The organism is Sebaldella termitidis ATCC 33386 (genome assembly GCF_000024405.1).
GTDB classification, from domain to species: Bacteria; Fusobacteriota; Fusobacteriia; order Fusobacteriales; family Leptotrichiaceae; genus Sebaldella; species Sebaldella termitidis.
Window position 1 is genome coordinate 4,274,484 of sequence record NC_013517.1, and the last position, 22,992, is coordinate 4,297,475.

Annotated in this window: 10 protein-coding genes; all 10 read right to left on the bottom strand. The window is 35.9% G+C overall.

The features are described from left to right. Positions 1-8: 8 nt before the first annotated feature. The 10 genes from STERM_RS19990 to STERM_RS20035 all read right to left on the bottom strand — a co-directional run bounded on the left by STERM_RS19990 (position 9) and on the right by STERM_RS20035 (position 22,928). Complete coding sequence (locus STERM_RS19990; protein WP_012863436.1) at positions 9-1,784, bottom strand: ShlB/FhaC/HecB family hemolysin secretion/activation protein; 1,776 nt, start codon at positions 1,782-1,784, stop codon at positions 9-11. A 371-nt stretch (positions 1,785-2,155) separates the two neighbouring features. After that, positions 2,156-3,748 carry a bifunctional metallophosphatase/5'-nucleotidase gene (locus STERM_RS19995; RefSeq protein ID WP_012863437.1) on the bottom strand — a complete coding sequence of 531 codons (1,593 nt, stop codon included), beginning with the start codon at positions 3,746-3,748 and terminating at the stop codon, positions 2,156-2,158. A gap of 367 nt (positions 3,749-4,115) precedes the next feature. Then, the gene (locus STERM_RS20000; protein ID WP_012863438.1) at positions 4,116-4,373 is read right to left on the bottom strand and encodes a hypothetical protein; all 258 of its coding nucleotides are present in this window, start codon (positions 4,371-4,373) and stop codon (positions 4,116-4,118) included. Between the two features lie 52 nt (positions 4,374-4,425). After that, entirely contained in the window at positions 4,426-4,671 is a 246-nt protein-coding gene (locus STERM_RS20005; RefSeq protein WP_012863439.1) for a hypothetical protein, read from the bottom strand. 245 nt (positions 4,672-4,916) lie between these two features. Continuing rightward, a complete protein-coding gene (locus tag STERM_RS20010) occupies positions 4,917-5,282 on the bottom strand; it encodes an adhesion protein FadA (protein WP_012863440.1) in 366 nt (121 codons plus the stop codon). A 69-nt stretch (positions 5,283-5,351) separates the two neighbouring features. Continuing rightward, positions 5,352-16,604, bottom strand: a complete 11,253-nt coding sequence (locus tag STERM_RS20015) for an autotransporter-associated N-terminal domain-containing protein (protein WP_012863441.1) — start codon at positions 16,602-16,604, stop codon at positions 5,352-5,354. Between the two features lie 843 nt (positions 16,605-17,447). Beyond that, positions 17,448-18,275 (bottom strand): carbohydrate ABC transporter permease, encoded by an 828-nt coding sequence (locus STERM_RS20020; protein WP_012863442.1) that lies wholly within the window; start codon positions 18,273-18,275, stop codon positions 17,448-17,450. After that, positions 18,275-19,150: a carbohydrate ABC transporter permease gene (locus tag STERM_RS20025; RefSeq protein ID WP_012863443.1), complete on the bottom strand. Its 876-nt coding sequence runs from the start codon at positions 19,148-19,150 to the stop codon at positions 18,275-18,277. Before STERM_RS20025 ends, STERM_RS20020 begins: the two co-directional genes overlap by 1 nt. A gap of 49 nt (positions 19,151-19,199) precedes the next feature. Further along, the gene (locus STERM_RS20030; RefSeq protein ID WP_012863444.1) at positions 19,200-21,620 is read right to left on the bottom strand and encodes a hypothetical protein; all 2,421 of its coding nucleotides are present in this window, start codon (positions 21,618-21,620) and stop codon (positions 19,200-19,202) included. A gap of 90 nt (positions 21,621-21,710) precedes the next feature. Then, a complete protein-coding gene (locus STERM_RS20035) occupies positions 21,711-22,928 on the bottom strand; it encodes an ABC transporter substrate-binding protein (protein WP_012863445.1) in 1,218 nt (405 codons plus the stop codon). Between the last annotated feature and the right edge of the window lie 64 nt (positions 22,929-22,992).

The following is a 22,992-nucleotide window of genomic DNA, read 5'->3' on the forward strand; positions in this document are numbered from 1 at the left end:
CCTTTTTATTAAAATTTTATTCCAAATGTCACATATACCTCATCCTCTGGCTTACTTACATAACCTGATGCCTTATCAGGTTTCGTATATGCTATATCAAAATTAAATATTTCTCCGTAATACTTTACTCCTACTGCAAATCCTCTCATATATCCATATCTGTACACATCATGTACCTCATTATTCCAGCTCTCTCCAAAATCATAGCCTATATATGGCGATATACTCCCTATCTTGGATATATTTAAGTTATATGACAGCTCATTTTTTACATAATATCCTTTATCTCCTGATATGGAATCTCCTTTATATCCTCTTATTGTATATTCATCTCCCATACTTATCTTTTCACTTCCATAAAGCACATCCTGTGTATACTGACCCACTCCTACCAGTCTATAGGTAAATCTTTGCTTTCCTATTGTCATCGGTTTATACCAGTTTATATTAACTCCATACTTGTCAAATCTTCCCTTTGAATCATATATCTCCTTCTCATGATCATCCGCTGATCTGAACCATGGAAGTCCTCTGTCATATGAAACATCAAATCCCAGTATTCCTCCAAAGAAACCTCTGCTGTAATTTATTCCAAGACTTCCTATTGTCAGTCTCCTGTCCACAAGCTGGACATCTTCAAAGTAATTCTGGTTTGTCTTTAGCTTTAGTCCTCCGTTTATACTTATCTTACTCATTTTATTCCTATATACCACTTTGTCTGCATTCAGATTAAACTGGGTTGATCTCCCGCTTGTATCATACAGTCCGTTATATCCTTCACTGCTGCTTATATAGTACGAATGACTGTAGCCTGTACTGAATGTCCAGTATCTGAACGGAAATGAATAATTCAATGACCAGTCCTCATTGAACTTTTCCGGTTCCGCTTCTGTATCTGCAGGAAGAAGATCATCCTTATCCTTGATTATCGTTCCCGGCGGTATTGATGACGAGCCTGTATAATCATTTCTCAGAGGTCTTTTATTCCTCCCTCTCTGATATGAGGCATAAAAACTGTCATTTATTCCCAAAAGATTATCCTTCGTAATATCTATCTTTGCTCTGTCTCTTCCTGTTGATTCATCTCCATAGTTATTATATGAGATATTTGCATTAAATGTCCTGGTCTGCTGGTTTTCTATTTGTAGTATAGAGCCTCCTGCTTCCTGTCCAGGTGCTATTTTTATCTCTACATTATTACTTGATACCCTGTTAAACTGATCTGTAGCTTGTTCTGTATCCTGTAATCTTAATATTCTCTTCTTATTCTTTGGAACTGACATAAATACCTTCATCCTGTCAGAGAAGGTATTTTCATTAAGACTTGCTCCTTCCACTGTTCCGGGTATTGTTATCAGTCTTATTGTTCCCTCACTTAGGTTTTGTGTTTCGTCAAGCCTTACCCTTGTTGTTATATATCCCTTTTCTATATATTTATTATTAAGATCTGTCATAAGCTTATTTATATCCTTGGAGCTCAGCTTTCTGTTAATATATTTTCTTGTTACGACTTTTATTTCTACTTTACTTAGAAGATTATATTCGTCCTGTACTTCTATCTTTCTGATAAAGAACCTTACACTTGTATCAATCTCATCAGTACCGTCTATTATCTGAGGCTCTTTCCCGAAGTTCTCTCTTTCCAGTTCCTTTTGCCTTCTCTCCAGCTCCTGCTGTCTTCTTTCATTTTCTATTGCAGCATTGTTTCTTTCTATTATATCTCCCACTCCTGCTGAAAATACAATATTCCCCAATAAAAAAACTGCTATTATTTTCCTCTTCATTTTTTTCTCCTTTAAAAAAAATAACAAATAAACGAGATACTTAGTAATTGTTATTAGTGTTACCCTAATATGTTACTATTAATATTTCTTCTATTTGCTATTTTAAAATTAATTTATATTCTTTGATTTTCCTTAGTTAATTGTTATTATACAACAATATATTTATTATTGTCAATTATTTTTTACTATTTTGACAATAAGTACCTAATCTTTTTGTAATAAAAAAGGACAGTATTCTTTTAAATACTGTCTGAATCCATTAATTAATCATTATCTGATATCTTAAAAATTAAACTGATAACCATATAATCATGACTAATCCTTTATTATTATATGTTTTATTTTTCCAAAACCTGTTTTTTACTAATCCCCTATTTAGCAACTACTCTTCCTTCCAGCTTTGGTGATACGACCTTTTTATATTTCAAATAATCCATAATGGCATTGTACATCATATATCCGTTAACATCATTTCTTTCTGTTCCTGACAAAAACTGTGAAAATCCGTCTCCTCCATTAGCCAGAAAATCATTCGTAGCTACTCTGTATTTTTTATTCGGATCAATTTTTTTACCGTTTAACTCCAGCTTTGTTATTCTGCTCCCTGCTTCTTTTGCCGGGTCATATTCCATTACAAGCCCGTGTGATACCTGCAGAACTCCGTTAGTCAGTCCCGCTGCATGCTCAAACATGCTGATAATATCTTTTCCGCTGAGATTTAGAACAGTCAGTGCATTTGGGAAAGGAAATGCTCCTATTATATCTTTTTGAGTAATATTTCCTTTTTCTATATCAGTTCTTATTCCCCCGCTGTTCGTAACTGCAAAATCCGGCTTTTCACCTTTAGATTCCGCACTGTAAACTATAGCATCAGCTATCAGATTCCCCAGAAGCGATTCCGTACCATATGATCTAGTCAGTGTTACTTCTGTTTTCCCCACTACTTCTTTTGTTTTTTCATCAATTATTTTGTTCCATTTATCAATTACCTTCTGTGTTTCGGGATCTGCTGTTATATCCTTATCATAAATAATATTAAGCTTATTAGTATAAGATAATACTTTTTTTGTTTTTGAATCAAGTACCAATGCAAGCTCTCCTACCTCTGTTCCCTGAGCATCAGTAGAAACTATAAGGGTATTTCCTACTACAAGAGCTTCCGGTGTTCCCTGATGAGCGTGTCCTGTGATAAGTATATCTATCCCCTGTACATTCCCGGCCAGTTCTATATCCTTTTTCAAAGCTCTTGCTACATCCTCTGCCCCTTTTGAAGACTGTCTTGCAGGAGTTCCTTCATGAGCCAGAACTACTACTAAATCTACTTTATCCTTTATTTCGGCAATGTATTTTCTCAGATATTCTTCTTCATCTCTGGCTTCAAGCCCTTTTATGGCATTAGCTGTTATAGTATCATAAAACGCAAATTTCCCGTGAATCCCTATTACTCCCAGCTTTATCCCGTTTTTCTCTATTATTGTATATGGCTTATCCCAAAACGGCTGTCCGTTTTCTTCTATATATATATTAGATAAAACTACTGGTGTTTTATATTTTTTTAATTTCTCAAGACCATTTTTCCACCCATGGTCGAATTCATGGTTTCCTACAGAAACAGCATCATACCCCATGGTATCCACTATATCAACTATAGCTTCTCCCTCTGTAAGTGTACTAATTGCCGGTCCTGTAAAATAATCCCCTGCGTCAAAAAAGAATACCGTATCCTTTTTCTTTCTTACATCCTTTACAAAAGCTGTAATATTGGCAAAGCCACCTACCTTTTCTTTCTCATCTATTGCACGAAATAAAAAAGGATCTACATGGGCGTGTAAATCATTTGTGTAAAGTATTGTCATTTCTATGTTCTTTTTTGCATTGGTATTTTTTTTATTCTGCGCTCCATAAACTGTAAAAAATAGAGACAAAATAAAAAAAACAGTCAAAAACCTAAATAATTTTCTCATAAATACATCACATCCTTAATTTTAAAATATAAAAATCAATTACACACTGCATAGCGGTAATTAATCTTCCGTTATTTTAATATAACGCATTTATTTTGTTTTTAATAGGACACATGTCCTAGTATGTTATCTGATCATTTTGATTAAACAGGGTCGGATATTTTGGCATTTGATTAGGAATGACAAGAGACACAGCAGTAATGAAACACTGGGGCCGCTAAATTATACAGCACATTATGAACAGACTTTCCTGAAAAATTTATGCTTTTATTTCTGTATTATTATAAAACTTTAAAAAAAACAGGAATTATTATAAACATAACAACATTTTCAGACAGTCATGTTATAAATTTCTTCCTGTTAACTATTATTTCTTCCTAATATTTCGTATTCTTTGCTTTTTCAGTTCTTTTAATTCTTCTTCTTCTCTTTCGACACTTCTTACCACTCTTTTATAAAAATCAACCTTTTCCTGCATATGTGCAAGTTCTGCTTCTGCTTTTTCGAGCTTTGTTAATGATGCTGGACTTATATCCTCCGGCTCAAATACAAAATCCGGTTCATTTTGTGCATAAAGCCCCGCTGACAAAAGCATTAAAACTGCTGTTATTATTATTTTCCTCATACTTTCCTCCTGCATTAAAAGAGATTATCAGTATTTGATGATCTTACCCTGGCTAATCCAGTCTTAAATCTTTCACTGTTCCACTATATTTTTCTTCAAGCTCATCAAGCTTAACCTCATTTACTTTATAATCCTCTATATTTTTATTTATCTCATTTACACGTTTTTCTATTCTGTCTATTTCTTCCTGCATTTTTTGACTTTCTGTTTTTTTGCCTCTTTTTATTTTCGGTGCAGCTATTGACAGCTGTGTACCAAATAATACTAATAACAAAAACACTGATGCTCTTTTTTTCATATTTTCTCCTTCCAGTCTCCATAAATGGAGATTTTTCCCAAAATTCCCATACTGTTAGCTATAAAACAGAGAGGTATCAGTAAACTTCTTATTTTAGTCCTAACACTATTAAGGCTAAAATAACAGTCTGGTCTTCAACCCCTGACCTCCAAAATGATCCTGAACTGATGGACATTAGTTTCCCGATATGTCTTTATTCTCTGTGCCATACTTAATTTTTGGCTGCAATAAATTTTTTTTCGTTCTTATTCAGTCATCAGATTAAGTCCGCTGTTTATAACAGCCAGTTCCTTTTCTCTTTTCTCTATCTCTTTTTCAAGCTCTGTCTGCACAGTGTCATATTTTTTCAATATCTCCTTATACTCATCCCTGTACCATCTTACTTCTGAATCCATTCTGAGTTTTTCTGTCATTTCTGTTCTGCTGTTATAGTTTTTATATAAATCAGCTAATTCTTTTTCAAGTTTTGCTTTTCTTTTCATCACTCTTTCTGTTCGCACTGATTCTGCCTTGTTAATTTTTTCCACTTCATCTGTTATTGTTGACATTCTTGTATAAGCATAACCTGTTATCCCTATACTTAACAGTAGTAGTGCAGATAATTTTCTCATTTCTCCTCCTGATATTTCTTTTATATAAGAGAAATGGGGTAAAACCTCACTTCTCTTATATTTTTTATTTTAGAATTTCCATGAAAAGTCTAACTGATATTTTGTACCCTTTACACTTCCTTCTTCTCTCTCTACTCTTACTCCTGTTTTAAACCCTCCTGATGTTTCATAGCCTACTCCGACATTTGCCTTAAATATATTATCTATTTTTTCAGGTTCTTCCAGTCTGTAGTACCCTGCATCTGTATTGGCTATTTTTACCTCATTTCCGTCTCCATAGATATCCTGTGTCTCATATTCATAAGCTGCTCCTGCCGTAAGCATAAACTTACTTCCTTTTACTGTTGTATATGACCATTCCCCCTCTACTCCTGCTCCTGGTCTTAATGAGAAGTAATCCTCTGATTTTACATCAAGATACATTCCGTCTCCGTCTTCCTTGAAGCCTTGGAATTTCCCGTATCCTGTATTCAGACTTCCAAATATATCCATCTTAAAATTCTTTGATATTATTGGAAGTTCATAGTTCAGTCTGTTTTTCCATTCTGCTGTTCCAGAGAAGTAATCTCCATTATTCTTATATGTTCCATTGCTTAAGTAAATCTTTCTTTCCATATCATGGTAGTTTACCCCAAGCTCTCCTCTTGTCATATATTTGAATCTGCTGCCCTGCTTCAGATACTGTTCATATCCTATTCCTGCTTTCAGACTTGTTATGTCTTCTTTTGATCCCTGATCAAAGTCAAACTTACTTTGCAGTATTCCAAGTGAATAATTAAAGTTTGTACCATATTTCAATGTTTCTTTTTCCTTCAGATACATGATTCCCAGTGACTGATAATCATATTCCTCCACTCCCGGATTCTTATCTGTAATATTTCCTCCCGAATAAATCGCTGATACCTTAGTAATATCCTTAGTTGTATTTTCTTCGCTTTTCAGCTGCTTGTATGCTGTATCAAGAACTCCGCTTACATCCATCATTCTCTGCTGGATATTCGCATATACATTACCTCTCAGCTGCATATCAAATGTTTCAGCCAGTTCATCCTTATCAGATACTGATTTCAATGCATCAAACATATCCATTTCTGTATCTCCCGGTCCTTTTGAATGAAGCTCGTCCAGTCCTTTTCCGAATTCTACCGCCTCTGTATTTTTAAGCATCTGTGCATACGGTATTCTTGTAAGTGTCAGTACATAGCTGTTCAGATCCTTGTCAAAATATTTCTCCGCTATAAATGATACTGACTGTGATGTTACTCTTATTGTCTCTGTTTCCGGATTGCTCAGTCCTCCGAGAAGCTGTACATGATGCATATCATAGTTATTACCTAATGTTGCATCAGGGCTTAGTATAATATGACCGGTTCCTGAAAGCCCGCCTACATTTATCGTTCCTGCTTTTCCAGGCGTTGTTTCCAGAAGAATATTTCCGGTAAAGTCCAGTGAACCTGTTATTTCTATTTTTCCTGTATTATTTATTGTAATCCCGTTTACAGTAGCAGTTGGTCCGTCTATGACTATATCTCCTATATTAGCTAGTGTTCCTCCACCGTCAAATACTGTTGTTCCTCCAGAGCTTATTGTTATTCCCGCAGTATTTACAAAAGAACTTCCCATTCCTATGAATACTCCGATCTTTCCGTCTCCGTTTACATTTATCTGACCAGTATTTGTTAATGTAGCTCCTCTTTCAATATAGATTCCCTGAGACCCTGCTCCATTTACATTTACTATCCCGTCATTTATGATATTAGCATCATTTGTTCCTATTATTCCTTTTGCTCCTGTTCCGTCTACATTTATTATTCCTGTAGCTGCATTGTATACTGTTGCTCCATTTGTACCGAGCATTCCGTATGCTTTCAGTCCTGTTACATCTATAGTCCCGTAGTTTTCTGCCGTTCCTGACGGTCCGTAAGTTGTTGTTCCGTCAGGGTGTTTTACTTCTACACCGCTGGCAAACATCCCTACCCCGGCCTCTTTTCCTACTATGATCTGTGCTCCTGCCGAGTTTACTATCTTTCCTGATTCTGTTGCCATTCCCACAGAAAATTCCTTAGCTGCTACATCTGACTTACCTACAGTTATAATATTGTTATTTGTCATAACTCCAGACTGTCCATACATACCCACACTCTTATCAGTTAGTGTCAATGCGGCATTTGTTTCCCCGTTACCGTTTTTACTGTAGATATATGTACTTCCTTCGCCTGTTGATGTGAGTATACTGTTGTTTATTATATTCCCGTTCTCTGATGCAAGAGCTACTGAATTTGCTCCTACTGTTACTGTTCCGGAATTATGATTTACTGCTGCTGTTCCCGCACCGAATAATCCTGATGATTTTTCATTTCCTGCTGTTACATTTCCGTAGTTATCTATCTGGCCGTTTTCAGCATATATTCCGTTTGATGTATCTCCCAGTAATATATCTCCCCTGTTTTCCACAAGAGAATTTTTTGCAAATATTCCTGTTCCGTTAGTTTGTCCGTTATTTGTTATCATTGCCCCTGTACGGTTTTCTATTCCGGAAGATATATTTTCACCATAGATCCCTGCTGCACCTTTTCCGAATTCCAGAGTCCCCTCATTTAATAATGCTGATGAATTTAATCCGAATAAAGCTACTCCTGCTTTTCCAGTTGCCGTATTGCTTTCTCCTACTTTTATTGTCTTTCCTGCATTATTTTTTATCGTATCTATTCCTTCTCCATACATTCCTACACTTGCTTTTCCTGACAAATCTATATTTCCGGCATTCTCAATAGTAGAAAGTGCTGAATTTTTAGAGGCTATTCCTTTGGCTCCGTCTGATACTGACAGTATATTTCCGTCAAGCTGTATATTTCCTCCGTTATCTCCATATATTCCTGTCGCATTTTCAGATAGATTTATTGTTCTTGAGGCAGGTGAAATAATGTTTGTAGCATCTGCAAGATATATTCCGACTCCTGCTTTTCCTACATTTATATTATGAAGTGTATTATTCAGCTGTCCGCCATTTTGAAGCATTACTGCTACTGACTTCTCCCCTACTGTTATATCATTTCCGCCAAAATCTATCACACTTGCTGCTCCGTCTATCAAGGCTCCGTATCTTTCATCCCCGAGATTTATTGCTCCGCTCTGGTAGTTTATCTTTCCTCCGTTTTCCACTGCAAGAAGTGTTGAATGCTTGCCTATATTACTTGTTCCTGTTATTGTCAGTTCTCCGCCTGCCTGATTTGCATAATATGCTACTGATTTTTCATTGATGTTTACTTCTCCTGATGATACTCCTTTGGCATTTCTTACATAAATACCTATTGCACCGTCTCCTGTAAGACTGATCTTACCTTTGTTGTCTATATATGCACCATCCAGTCCTGTCATAGCTACCGCACTTAGTGTTGATGAATTTATTACTCCGCCTGTGTCATTCAGTATTGTCGAAGGTACCAGTAACGAACTCACTCCTGTTGCCTGTAATCCTGTTTTTCCTGTTGCTATAGTTGTCTGGTTTACAAGACTTCCTCCTGAAGCTACTATTACATTCGCATAATTTATATTTGAACTTCCTGAAGTAAACGTCATACTTCCGCCTTCAAGATAAGCAAATATTCCGTCCTCTGTATTAGTTACCGTTCCTCCTGATATATTCAGTGTTCCTCCGGCTTCTACATAGAATCCTATGTTATTTGTTCCGCCTACCTTTACTTCTCCCAGACTTCCAAGAGTAAATGTACTTCCGTTTTTAGTATATACTCCGATTCCCTGATCAATCAGTGTGCTTGTTCCAAGAAGGTCAATTTTTCCGTTATACGTTACATTCGTTCCTGTTTCCTGATATACTCCTATTCCGCCTGCTCCTGTCATGTCTATATTTGCTGCAAGAGTTCCTGTTCCAAATGACGGTGCTGCAAGAATTCCTATTGTTCTGTATTTTGTACCATTATCATATATTCCGCCTTTAAGATCCATTGTTCCTGTATAGCTTACTGCATTATTCAGATACATTCCTATTCCGCCGTCTATATCAAAATCATATGCAGAAGTTCCGGAAATATCTCCGCCTTTTACATAAACTCCGATTTTATCATGCTCACCGTTTACTCCTGTTATCTTTCCTGCTGCAATTACGCTTGATCCTGTTTCTGTTACTATTCCTACTGAATCTGATCCTGTCAATGATAATTCTTTTTTATTTTCCAGTGTTGATGCAATACCAGGTCCTTTTATGAAAATTCCTATTCCGTTCTGTGATACTTCCTGATCTGCATTATTTACAAGAGCTATATCCTGTGCATAAATATTTATCAGATTATTATTTCCTGCATGCTGTTTTACTGTTACCTGATTGTTTTGTGTCCCTCCGTCATAGAATATTCCCACTCCTTTGTTTGTTCCGTGTGAATATACTGTTTCCAGAGTTCCTGCTCCTATTGTTGTATTTCTGTCAGCATATACTCCTGTTCCTTTTTCTCCTATTGTAATTAATCCTGTATATCCGCTGTCTATTGTTATATTTCCGTTTTTGGAATATATCGCAGTTCCCTCTTTACCTACAGTTATATTTCCGGCTTTCAGTGTTAAAGAAGATTTATCTGTATTACTGATACTGTTACCTAGTATTACTGCATTTGAATAATCACCTGTTAATGAGATATTTGTTCCGTCTAGTGTCGCTTCTGCTTTATCATAAGCCATAACACCTGCAAGGCTTGCTGTTGTTCCTGTTATTGTTCCGCCTGATTTCAGATTTGTCTTTGTTCCCGTATCCTTTGTATATATCCCTATTCCTGAGTTTACATTCAGGCTGCCTTCATGGGTAATCAGTGTATTTGATGAACTTAGACTGCTGTCCTTCTCACCATATATTCCAAGGTATTCCGACGTTATATTTCCTTTATTCTCTACTATTCCGTTTTTAGTATATATCCCCACACTTCCGGGATTTGCCCCAGATAAAGCTGCTGTTGAAGTCAGGTTTCCTGTATTGTCATTGATGAATTTTCCCTGATTCGTTACATATGCACCTATAGAACCGCTTTGTGATGCTGTTCCTCCTGAGTTTGATGATATTGTTCCTGTATTTGTAAGTTCTGCTTTATCATCCAGTATTATTCCTACTGAATCTTTATTATTAGCAGCTATTATTCCTGCGTTTGATGATACTGAAGCTGTTATTCCGTCTGCTTTCATGTACAATCCGAATGCTCCGTCAGCATTTACAGTCACATTTCCTGTATTAACCAGATTCGTTTCCTTGAAGTATCCTCCTATACCTTTTGCATTGGCATTTATTATGATATTTCCTGTATTATTCATATCTGCCACTTTTGCAGCGTATATTCCGATTGTTTCCTGATTTAATGTAACTCCGTCATTTGCCAGTGTTATATTTACACCATTATTAAGTGTTCCTGTATTGGCCGCATAGAATAATCCTATCGGTCTTATCGGATTTCCCGAACTGTCTGAGGCTGTTCCTGTACTTACTACTTTTATATTTCCTGACAGTGCCTGTGCTCCGTCTTTAAAGTAAGCTCCTATTGCCGGTTTAGAATTAGCTGCTGACTTTAATGTGAAGTCTCCGTTAAATACTCCTCCTGCTTTTCCAAGAGTAGAATTTCCTTCAAGATACACTCCTATTCCGTTTTCACTTATCTTTGTTACTGAGGATGTGGAAGCTACATTTATATTTTCACCTTTTACGTATACTCCTAATGGTACATTAGCCGCTGTCAGCGGATCAGAAGCTGTTACATTTATCTTTCCCGAAGATAAGTTGATCGTTCCCTGATTTCCTGATACTCCGCTGTCTGTTTTCCCGTATATCCCTATATTTTTTAATCCGTTTACTTCTATTGTACCTGTATTCTCAAGTGTAAAGCTGTCTGCTACTCCGCTTTTATCTTTTGCAAATGCATATATTCCTATATTTTGGGCAGCTGCCCCGTTTTCTACAGAAATTTTTCCGCTGTTTTTCAGATTGGAATTATTTAAATACACTCCTATATTATCTTTTCCTACTGTTAGTAATCCTGCTGCTCCTATTTCATTGGCTCGTTTTGTATTTTCCAGGTATATTCCTGTTTTTCTTCTCATGTCTCCTGACGGAAGAACAGTATTAGAATCTCCCAGCAATATCTGACCAAGAATATTTATTCTTGCTCCGTCCTTGGCAAATACTCCTATTCCCTCTTCACCGGTAATATTCATATTCGCAGTTCCGTGATTTAATGTAAGTACTCTTTCATATGTAGTATTGTTGTTTCCATTCAGATAAAGTCCTACACTATTTTCACCGGTTACTTTTATCAGATCGTCCTTTGTAGTAATATTAGCATCCTCTGCATAGATTCCTGCTCCGTTTTTCTTTACTTCTATCTGACCGTTGTTTGTTATATCCACAGTTTTACCATATATTCCATAGTCATTTTCTGTCAGCGTTATTTTCCCTGTATTTATCAGTTTTGTCAGATTAGCTGCTGTTGTCTGTGCTCCTTTAGCATAGATTCCAAGAATAGCATTTTCTGATGCTGTTATTCCTGATACATTTCCCACAGTAATATTCAAATCATTAGTAAGAGTTTTTCCTACTGCTCCTTCATAATACAACCCTGTTCCGAATTTTCTTGTTGTTGCAGATGACGGGTCAGCATGATTGTAAAGTACTGTCAATTCTGATGCCGGTCCGGTATTCAAAGTAGACATATCATCTTTCAGATTTAAAGCTACTCCGTTTTCTCCTACTTTTATCGAATAGTTACCGTCCAGAATTACTTTTGAATTTTCCACAAGTACTCCGAAGCTTTCTTTTCCTACTGTTATATCTGCTCCTGAAGCTGGTGCAGTTGTTTTAAGAGTTAATTCTCCCCCTTGTGTTGTCCCTTTTATGTATACTCCCACACTTTTATCACCAAGAACTATTTCACCGTTATTCAATACGGTTACTCTGTTTCTGGCTGCTCCTGTATTATTATCTGCATAGATTCCTATAGCATTCGATGAAGGTGTTGTTCCTCCGTCATATATTTTGATTGTTCCTTTATTCTCAATTTCTATTACTTTTTGTGTTGTCGGCGTACTTCCCAGATCTGTCCCGAATGTATCTGCTGTAGGTACTCCCAAAGAATTTATTTTTCTTGATAATCCTACTATTCCTACTCCGCCTTCTGTTGCACTTGTTTTTCCTGATATCTGGATTAGTCCTTCGTTTACCAGCTTACTTCCGTTTACTCCGTATACTCCTACACCTTTGTTTACTATGATTTCTCCTGTTGCCTTATTATTTATCTGTCCGTAGCTTACATAGGCTCCTGTATTTGCTCCTGCTCCTCCGGAAATACTTATTTTTCCATTTACTGTATACCCTGCTTCTGTATTATTTACAGCTTTAGAATTCGACCCGATAGCAAGTCCGTTTCCTGCTGCTGAACTTATTGTCTTGGAAGCTCCTATATTTACCATTACTCTTTCCATTATCAAGTCGTTAAATCCATCTCCTGCTGTAGATCCTGACGATATGCTGTCTCTGTTTACATTCGTTGTTACATTTAGAACTGCTCCGTCAAGTGATGTTTTATACCAGTAACTTCCTGTGTTTATTGCTGCTACTTTAGGGAAGTTTCTAAGACCTGTTACAGGATTATTCAAGAAGTCATCTGTTCCGTCCCATGTCAGAGTTCCAGGATTTACGAATACTCCGAGGTTTACTCCGTGATTTTTAAGATTTACCGTTACCTGACTCATTCCTGTATATCTTCCGCTTTCTCCTGCAAGCTTTGCTCCTGAGGAATAATCAATTTTTGAACCGTAGAATACTACACCGTCATAGACATTCATTGTTGTAGCACCTTTGAAATTTATATTTGAGCCTGCTGTTTCATCTGCATAAAATACCAGCTTTCCTTCATGAGAATCTGTATATGTATCTTTATGCTCTATTGTTCCACCACCGAAATTTACCTTTCCTTTTTCCAGTGCTATGAGGGCTCCGTTCTGTCCCGTGTTAATTATACTTCCGCCGCCCTGAATATCTACAAGAGCTCCTGTACCTTTAGCAAAAGCTCCTACTCCGTTTACGTTAATCTTCCCAGAAATTTTTATTTCAGCACCATTCACTCCGTTTTTAACCACTGCTGCCGCTGCTGTATTATCATTAACCATATCTGTACCGGGTGCTATATTTCCAAGAGCATCTCTTTTAGGTCCCTGCTTTGTTGCTGTTATATCTCCTGTTACTGTTATTTCCGTCTTTGGAAGAACTGAGCTGTGTGATATTACATTTCCTGCTGCATCTGTAATTGTCGGTCCGTAATATGCATCCTCGGAACTCCATTTTATCCCTCCGGCATTTGTATTTCCAGTACCTGTATGATCTGAGTTTCCGTCATATATCGTATTTCCTTCTTTGTCCTTTATCACTTCTGTACTGCTTAATGTTGCCGCCTTATGATTTTCTGCGTATGCCATTGCACCTGTAGAACCATATCCGTTCAAAGTCAGTGATTTTGTAGTTATATATCCTCCGTCTTTAGCATAAAAAGGAACTGATTTTATTGAATTTACAGTTGCATTATTTGTGATATTAATTGTACTTCTGAATTCGGGCACATAATACTTTCCGCCCTGCTGTGATAATATCCCGTATGCTATTCCTCTCCATACATAAGAGGAGTTTTGAAGTCCTCTTTGTCTCGGGTTAAACCAGACTCCCTCAGCATAAGCAAGTGTAGACCCTATTGCCGTAGAGCTTTCATCAGTCCCTGACACCATCGGTGCATTATCAGTTACATTTGAACTCCAGTCTACCACACTTCCGTTTCTTGATACCACTGCAATATTATCTTTTGAATATTTCCCGAATGTTACCTTAAAATCATTCAGGTTTACTGATTTTATTCTGGCTTCTGATCTGACATTTCCTGCACCGTCAAATATATATGCCTGACCTGCAGTTGTTGCCACAGTAAAAGCACCCACACCATCTCCTGTGTAAGTAGTCCCGAGTAAAGGAGTTTGTTGACTGTTGAAATTTCTATATTCCGTGTATCTTTCAGTAGCAGGATAAAGCATTTTTACGTTCAATTCCGAACGCTGTCCGCTGTCTACTATCATTCCCACAGAACTTTCAGCTCTTTTGGTATCTCCGCCGCTCAGATTTCCGTCACTGTTTTGTTCCTGTACTGCTCCTGATGACAGTTTATTTCCAAAACCGAAATTAAGTTTTAGTGTTCCGTTAAATATACCATTGGAAGCAGGAAGTAAATTATTTCTTCCAAAATATATTCCTACATTCTGGTCTCCGCCGAATTCTATGCTCGACTCTATATTATTTACCGGATTATATGCAGGAGCGGCGTCATTCTTATTTCCCAAAACTGCTGCATTTATTCTGATGGCAGCGTTTTTTGCTCCATACATATTCACTGTTCCTGTATTTTTATAGTCAATTGCCCCAAGGTACGGAAGATATACATATTGTTTGAACCATTTTCTTCCCATTTCAGCCGGATTTGACATTGCAGCATCATTTCCGGGATCATTATGTGAATTATCCACTTTTAAAATTACAGTTTCCGATTTTGATATATCAATATTATTGTCCATTACAAAACTAAACTGCCCTGACTGATTTATATCAGCATGACTGTTTGCTCCCGTACTGCTGTTTAATGAAAAGAATGTATTTTTACTTCCGTATACATTAACATTTGTTCCTGTAAAATCAATTTTGGCTGCACTCTGTCCAAGAAGTCCCGCAGTTATCGCAGCACTTCCGTACATATTCAGGTTTGAATGCTTCATAGAAATAGTACCTGTTGTATATGTAGTGTTCATTAAAGTCGCTCCTGCGCCAAAATGAGCTTCTATCCCGTCAAACACAGGATTATGATATCCATATGTCGTAAATATAGTCGTATGTGCCTGCTCCACAGCCCTGTTATTATCTATAGTAAATGTCTTCCCATTTGCAGCCAGCTCATTGGCATCAGGACTGTAACCGGGCATATAATCTGCTGCTGTGATAGGATCTGTATATCCTGTATAATTTCCTCCGCTTTTATTAAGAAGCTTTCCTGCTACTCCGTTCCATCCCGAAAGTACTTTATTCCCGGCCGTTGATCTTACTGTACCGTCTTTATCTGTTAATGTTACTGTCTGTCCTGTAGTGGCTATGCTTCCATTTATTGCTACGAATTTTCCGCCTTTTGCTCCTACCTCATTAAACAGCGGTGATGTTCTTTCGCTGTGTACCTGAGTTGTCGCTGCTCCTACTGCTCCTGTCCCGTAGTTTCTTCTTGGAGTACTGTCAAAATTATTGTGCAGAGACATAGATATTTTATCTACAGATAAATAGTTTCTGTAGTAACTTCCTCTTCCCAGCCAGTTTTGCCCCGGTGCACTGTAAGGATCCCACTGAGGTGCATACACTGCAGGTGCCTGAGGTACATCAGGATTTGCTCCCTGTATGCTCGGCGGTGTTACTGGTGCCACATTAAGACTCGGAGGCGTAAGATTCAGAACCGGAGGCTGTACATCTGTAAATATAGGCGTTTTTACGTCATTTACATTTACATTTACATCCACCAATATTGTTCCTATATCTATATTCCCCGGTGAATTAAGTGCTACTGCCGGTACGCTGCTCACTGTTCCCGGTGCCGTTACATTTACTGTTATTGGATTTACTGTCACTGGTGCCAGTGTTACATTTGGTGCCGGCGGCACAAATGGTGCATTTATCGACGGCAGTTCCACCTGAGGTGTCAGCGGTGTTTCTACCTGCGGAACCTTTATTGTCGGTATTATTGTAAATGTTGCCGTATTATCATAGATATCTGTATTTGTTGTCCATGCGTGTCCGTCTTCCCCGCTTGTATTTGTTTCTGTTATCCAGCCGGTCGTCCCCTGACGCACACTTGATAATCCCAAAAAGCTTCTTAAAAGAGCTCTTTCCATATCTTGTGAAGTATTTTCCCTGCTTCCGTATTTCCAGTCCTTAGACTGGCTGTCCATATCCTTATATCCGAAAAGTGTCGAAAAAATGTAGCTTTCCCATGGTGACTTAATCACCTGATCTCCTTCATTTTCCAGACGTTCGAGTTCTAATCTGCTGTATTTCAGCTTCTTTTTATTTTCCTGTCGCAATTTTTGTATCTTTTTTTCAAGATTTTTTGCTGTAACTGTGAGATCAAGATTCTCACTTGCATTGATAAAACTTCCTGTCATCAAAAAAGTTAAAGCAAGCCCTTTTGAAAACTTGAAATTCTTATTATGCTTCAAACCGGATTTCAATTCCTTCTCCACACGTTCCAAAATATTCTTCATGTCATCCCTTCCTTACATTTTTTTACTATTTCTTTTTATTTTAAATTAACTCTTTAATCGAATGATCGATCTATTAACGGTTAAAAAATTCGGCAAAAATTACTTCACCCTTGTGTTTTATTGCATAAAAAAGCATATTTATATCTGATTTCCAAATTATTTTTTATTTTCAGAAAATCACCTCTCTAACACTATATTTCATTTATTGAAAAGGTTATCAGACTTTTGAGATTTCTACTAATTTATATTTTTTGTATTTTACTTTTATAAAAAATCAGAAAAACATAAATATTGCTGTTTATTATCTTAAAATTTTATTTTTTAATGATTGCTTTTTTACCTCATAACACTCCACTTTCTATTTTTTTGAATAGTAATAAATTCTACCATATTTTATACAAAAAAGAAACTCTGCAAAGTTCATTATGAAAATTCAATTGTACTCATTACATAACAATTGTGGCTCTCGATTGATATTAAAAATATAATAATTTTTTTTAATTTTTAAAATAACGAAATAATACAAATTTTTTTAATATTTCTTCCTATTTTCCAAATGTTTATTTTTTTACACAAAATATTTTCTATATTATATGTCAAAACTTTTTACGATAATAAAACTATTCCAATAAACCTTATATCTTCTTTTCCCTGTAAAAACAGATTTCGCTCAGAGCGAAATGTTCCCCTGATAACTTCTGCTTCTGTTTCTCTATATTTTTCTTATATTTTTTATTCACTAAAAACAAAACAGTCCCTACAATAAAGTAGGAACTGCTTCTAAAGTTTCCTGCAAGTTTATCTATTATTATTCTTCATAACCGTCAATATTTTTCATTAAAATTATTCTTTCATTCCGGAAGTCATCATTCCGTTTATTATATGTTTTTGAAATATCAAAAATATAATCAGCACAGGTATCATTGATACTACTGAAATTGCAAGAAGACTGCTCCAGTCTATATTATTTTCACCGGCAAAATTTGATATTGCCAGCTGTAATGTATATTTTTTCGGAGTACTTATTACCAGTAACGGCCAGATAAAATCATTCCATCTCCACATAAATGAAAAAATTGTGAGTATTGCTATTACCGGTCTGGCAAGCGGCAGTATTATCCTGAAAAATATCGACCACTCGGAAGCTCCGTCTATTCTCGCTGATTCTATAAGTGAGTCAGGCATTGATAAAAAATACTGTCTCATCAAAAATATTCCTGTAGGCGTAGCTGCCGGAGGTATAATTATTCCCCAAAGACTGTCATAAAGCCCCATTTTATTTATTACAGTAAAGGTTGGATTCATTATGAGCGTAGTTGGTATCATTGTCGTACACAAAAATGCTACAAATATTATGTCTCTTCCCTTAAATTTATACTTTGCAAATGAATATCCCGCCATTGTATTTATTATTACAGTTATTATCGTAGAAGTAACAGTAACAAAAACTGTATTCATAAAATATATACCAAAATTTCCTGCTTTAAAAGCCTTCGCATAATTTTCAAATGTAAAGTTTTTTGGAAATATTGTAGGAGGATATGAAAACAGCTCTGAAGGTCCTTTAAAAGAGCTTGATGCTATCCAGAAAACAGGAAACAGCATCAGTATAAACATCATAAAAACTACAGTAATGCAGACTATTTTCATATTTTTGTCCGTTTTTCCCATTATTCTACTGCACCTCCTTTAGCTGCCTTAAACTGAATGCTTGTAAATATAAATAATATTATAAACATAAATATTGATGCAGCACTTGCATAACCTACATTCAGTTTTTCAAATCCCTGCTGATATATATACTGTATCATAAGGGTAGTACTTGTCCCCGGCCCTCCGCCTGTAAGAGATAATATCAAAGGATATTCCTTAAAAGCATCTATTGCTCCGAGCATAAGTACCAGAAATATTGTAGGCTTTAAAAGCGGAAGTGTAATATTAAAAAATATCTTTATTCTGCCAGCACCGTCTATCTTTGCTGCTTCATAATATACCTCCGGAATACTTTCAAGACCACCCATAAAAATCACCATAAAAAATCCTGCCCGCGACCATATTGTGGCCATTACTATTGCTATTTTAGACGGAAGACTGCTTGTCAGCCATGCTACCGGCTGCATATGAAGCCTTTCAAGAAAGTAATTTAATACTCCGAAATTATTTCCCAATATCCATTTCCACATTAACCCTACTATTATTCCTGATATCATTACCGGCCAGTAGTAACCCGCCCTAAAAAGTCCTTTAAACGGCAGAAATTTTTGTATAAGCAGTACAGCCATCATAAGTGAAACCACAAAAAGCAGCGGTACAGTACAAATCACATAAAAAAATGTATTTTTTATTACTGTCCAGAATAACGGATCTTTTAATAATTTTATAAAGTTGTCAAATCCCACAAAATTCATGGTTACTAAACCGTCATAATCAGTAAATGCATACTGAAATGCAATTATTACAGGAATTATAAAAAATAACAAATAAATAATAAAATTCGGCAATAAAAATAAATAAGGTGTTATACGCATTCCAAAAGATTTTTTCATTTACGTTCCTCCTGAATATTCCTGATATCATAATAATGCTGTGTTCAGCTCAGACTCTTAAAAATACCTTTTCCTCTTTCTCCACTCTAAAACCATTTTCCCAGTCCATGCTCATTTTTCCATGTTCAAAATCAATTATTTCCATATACAGCTCTCCGGCAGTAATTTTCATATTACAAAATCTGTCTGTAAATTCCTGAAAACTTCCGGCTTCTTCCTTTGTCATTACCTTTACAAACCATATATTAGCCAGCCCTTCTGATACTATTTCATTATTTTTCAATGGCCCGCTGTCAGTTATTTTATACGGATTTTTTATATAAATACCTGTATAAACAGTGTCTTTTCTAAGAAAAATCATATTTCCCCGGAAAATATATTCGTCGAAATCTTCAAACGGACAATAGGCATGTGTAAAATCTACCATTTGATCCTCTGATATTCTAAACATAAGAAAAACATTATTTTCGTATTGTTCCACCATTGGTACTGTCCCGTTTCCGGCCCAGTAACTCGGTCTTCCTGCTCCATTCAGTTCTTTTTCTCCCGGATGATTTATCCAAAACTGTATATCATGATCCTTTGTTATATTCAGCTGAAAAATATGTTCCTGATGCCCGTTTTTTCCTTTTCTGTAATCCAAAGCCGAAGAAATAGAATAATCCTTTGTTTTACACATATAAAGATTTACCTTTTCTTTACCCTGTACATTACTTATAATAAGCCTCCTGTTTTGTTCCCATTTTTCATATTCCAAAAGTTTTTCAGGAGGCTCATAAGATGAAATGCAAAAAAATACTGTGGACATTATACTCTGGTTTAAGTAGCCTTCCCCCCATGCAATCCAGTTTAATGCTGTAGATTCTGTAGTTCTTCTGCCTTTCAGCTCTTTCTCATATATCCTTCCATGGCTTGAAGTCATGACTCCTTTAAAGCTGTTAAATGCCATTATTTCAAAGGAATGATCCAGAACACGGCCTGCTTTTTCTTTTATCTCCTTATCCTCTGTTAATTCATAAAGAGCAAAGCACCCGATTAAATCAATTGGTATATAGACCGCTGAGTTCCATTCGCCATATCCATACAGAAAAAAATTCGAAAACCATTCGTTTAATAATTTTTTAGCTTTTTCTATGTGCTGAAAACCGGTTAATCCGCTGTTAGGAAATATATCCTGTTTAAACTGCTCTCCGGCAAGAAGCTCTGATACGTGAAATGACAATGCATGATTTTCGCTAAACCACCACATCACATCATTTCCCGGTTCATCAAGCCAGTATCTGTAATTCAGTATACTCTCTTTTATTATCTTCAGATCATCTTCTTTAAAATGATTCCTGTATTTTTTATAAATCCATATTAAAGCCGGCATTCTAAAGTCACTGCAGTCGAACCTCCGGTTTATAGCATCTGTTTCTAAATCCAAAATCTCCTTTATTCTGCTGTATTCTCCGTTATCTTCTATAATAGCAATAACTTTCTGAAGATTTCCGTCGCCGTATTCCGACATGAATTTCAGTGCTTCTTTTTTTCGTTCTTTTATATTTTCTATATTTTCCGGAAAATTTTCCATAATATAAATCTCTGTTCCCAATATTCTTTCAATTATAATATCCTTGCTTAATCTTATCTGTAAAATCACGGAAATATACCCTATATTCAGTTCTTTTGGGATACTGAGCACCAACTTTGTTTCCCCTGATTTCAATGTTGCTTTTCCTGCAGGTATCTTAGTATCCAGATGTGTATTATTAACATAGAATACTGTATCAATCTCCAGATTTTCATTATGAGATGCAGTAAATAATACCTTTATTTCTCTGTCTCTGTAGCTGTTTTTATCCAGATAACAGCTTTTCAGTATCTTTTCTGCCACAGCTGCCTTGCTGATATCACCTGTTACAGAAATAAACGTATTTAATTCCCCTTCATCTTTATATTTCATCTGGAAATAAACATTCGCATCTCTTTCAGCAAGATCGTTACACCAAACTGTAATTTCATTAATACCTTCTTTAAATTCCAGACTTATCTCGGTACTTTTTCCGAGATTTCTTTCATATGGTGAAAAATCAGCCTGTTCTTCACCATTTACCCATATTTTTGCCCTTCCGCAGGTTTTTATTTCAAAATTTTTCCTTTTATTTTTACCGGTAATTATAAACATTTGTGCGAAAAAATTAAGTTCATAACATTCTTTCCAGAAACCGGAGTAATCTATTCTTGCTTTTTCAAATGGAAAATAAACTTTATTAATATCTTTCATTTCAATATCTTCATAATTTTTATCAGGTATATTTTCAAGATATCTTTTTCTTACAGGATAAATTATCTGAACATAACCTGCCCCTTCATTAAGGGCTGTATCAAAAGCCTCAGGCTCTGTGATAAATCTTTTTTCCTCCAGCTTTGACACAGTCCATCTGTCAATAAAATCATTTTTTTTATAACTAAAATCCCATTTTCCCACGCGGCTTTCTCCTTTTCTGTCTATCCGGAATCATAAATAATCAGGAATAAGTATAAGTCAAGCAAAATTCTAAAATTTATATTATCAATTTTATTTTTTCAGCTCAGACCATTTTTCCTTTAGTTCAGTCATTGCCTGTACTGGTGTTCTTTCTCCCTGAATAGCATATACGATATAATCTCTCATCATATTTCCTGCTGCTTTATATTTTTTTATCATTTTTTTGTCATTAGGACTTAATTCAGGTGTATTCACAATTTCATTATCAAGAATATCAAAAAATTCCTGACCGTAGTCATAAGACGGGTGTACGCTTAATTTCCCGGATATATAGGCTCCGTCTTCACAATACTGCTTATAATTCTCGTCCTGATAAAACCACTTAATGAATTTTTTTGCCTCTTCAAGATCAGGTGACTTAGTAAATGCTACAAGAAAATTTCCGCCTGCTATTGAAGATCTGTTTTTTTCTTTCGGCATATATGCTATTCCCCACTCAAAATCTTTTATATCATTTTTATATTCATTTATTTTCCAGCTTCCCGAGTAATATGCAGGAATAGTTCCTGTTTTGAAAAGATTGCTTGCATCTTCCCCGCCAAGCCATACATCATCAGGCATTACCTTATCTTTATGAAGCTTTATAAAATAATCAAGAGTTCTTATACTGTCAGGCTGATCTACCACTATATCCCCGTTCTCATCAAATATTCTTCCTCCAAACTGATAAAGCATTGTCTGATATCTGTTCTGAGAAAAGTCCATTACCATTCCGTATTTTAAACTGTTCTTTTCTTTCACGGTATTTAATGCCTGCACAAATTCATCCCATGTCCAGATATTATCCTGTGAATCAGGTACCTTTACTCCTGCCTTATCAAATAATGTTTTATTATAAATAAGCCCGTTTACTGTTAAATTCAAAGGTACTCCCAAAAATTTCCCGTCCATAAGATTTTCTTCCATTTTATCTGTAAAATCAGCAGGATTCACTGTATCTGAGAGATCTGCCAAAACTGTTTCAAATTCATCTATATTTGATGTTCTCATAAGAGCCGGCGCCTTTCCTCCTGCTACCATTGTCTTTACTTTTGCTCTTACACTGTCATAAGGAAGTTCTATAAGATTTATTTTTATTTCGTCCTGTGAATTATTATATCTTTCCACTGCCTTTGCCATGGCTCCCCCTTCAAGGGAATCATCAGATATTATAAAATCTATTGTTTTTACCTTGGAGTCTCCCCCTCCGCATGACACTAAAATGAATATTGAAAATACCATAAGTATGAGTACTTTTAAATTTTTCATATTATTTCACTCCTCAATATAATATAAGCACCTTTTGAGTGCGGGCTTTTACTGGAAATTCGGC

Excerpts from the sequence above, each read along its gene's own strand:
- STERM_RS19990 (WP_012863436.1), bottom strand. The coding sequence starts at position 1,784 with ATGAAGAGGAAAATAATAGCAGTTTTTTTATTGGGGAATATTGTATTT.
- STERM_RS19995 (WP_012863437.1), bottom strand. The coding sequence starts at position 3,748 with ATGAGAAAATTATTTAGGTTTTTGACTGTTTTTTTTATTTTGTCTCTA.
- STERM_RS20000 (WP_012863438.1), bottom strand. The coding sequence starts at position 4,373 with ATGAGGAAAATAATAATAACAGCAGTTTTAATGCTTTTGTCAGCGGGG.
- STERM_RS20005 (WP_012863439.1), bottom strand. The coding sequence starts at position 4,671 with ATGAAAAAAAGAGCATCAGTGTTTTTGTTATTAGTATTATTTGGTACA.
- STERM_RS20010 (WP_012863440.1), bottom strand. The coding sequence starts at position 5,282 with ATGAGAAAATTATCTGCACTACTACTGTTAAGTATAGGGATAACAGGT.
- STERM_RS20015 (WP_012863441.1), bottom strand. The coding sequence starts at position 16,604 with ATGAAGAATATTTTGGAACGTGTGGAGAAGGAATTGAAATCCGGTTTG.
- STERM_RS20020 (WP_012863442.1), bottom strand. The coding sequence starts at position 18,275 with ATGGGAAAAACGGACAAAAATATGAAAATAGTCTGCATTACTGTAGTT.
- STERM_RS20025 (WP_012863443.1), bottom strand. The coding sequence starts at position 19,150 with ATGAAAAAATCTTTTGGAATGCGTATAACACCTTATTTATTTTTATTG.
- STERM_RS20035 (WP_012863445.1), bottom strand. The coding sequence starts at position 22,928 with ATGAAAAATTTAAAAGTACTCATACTTATGGTATTTTCAATATTCATT.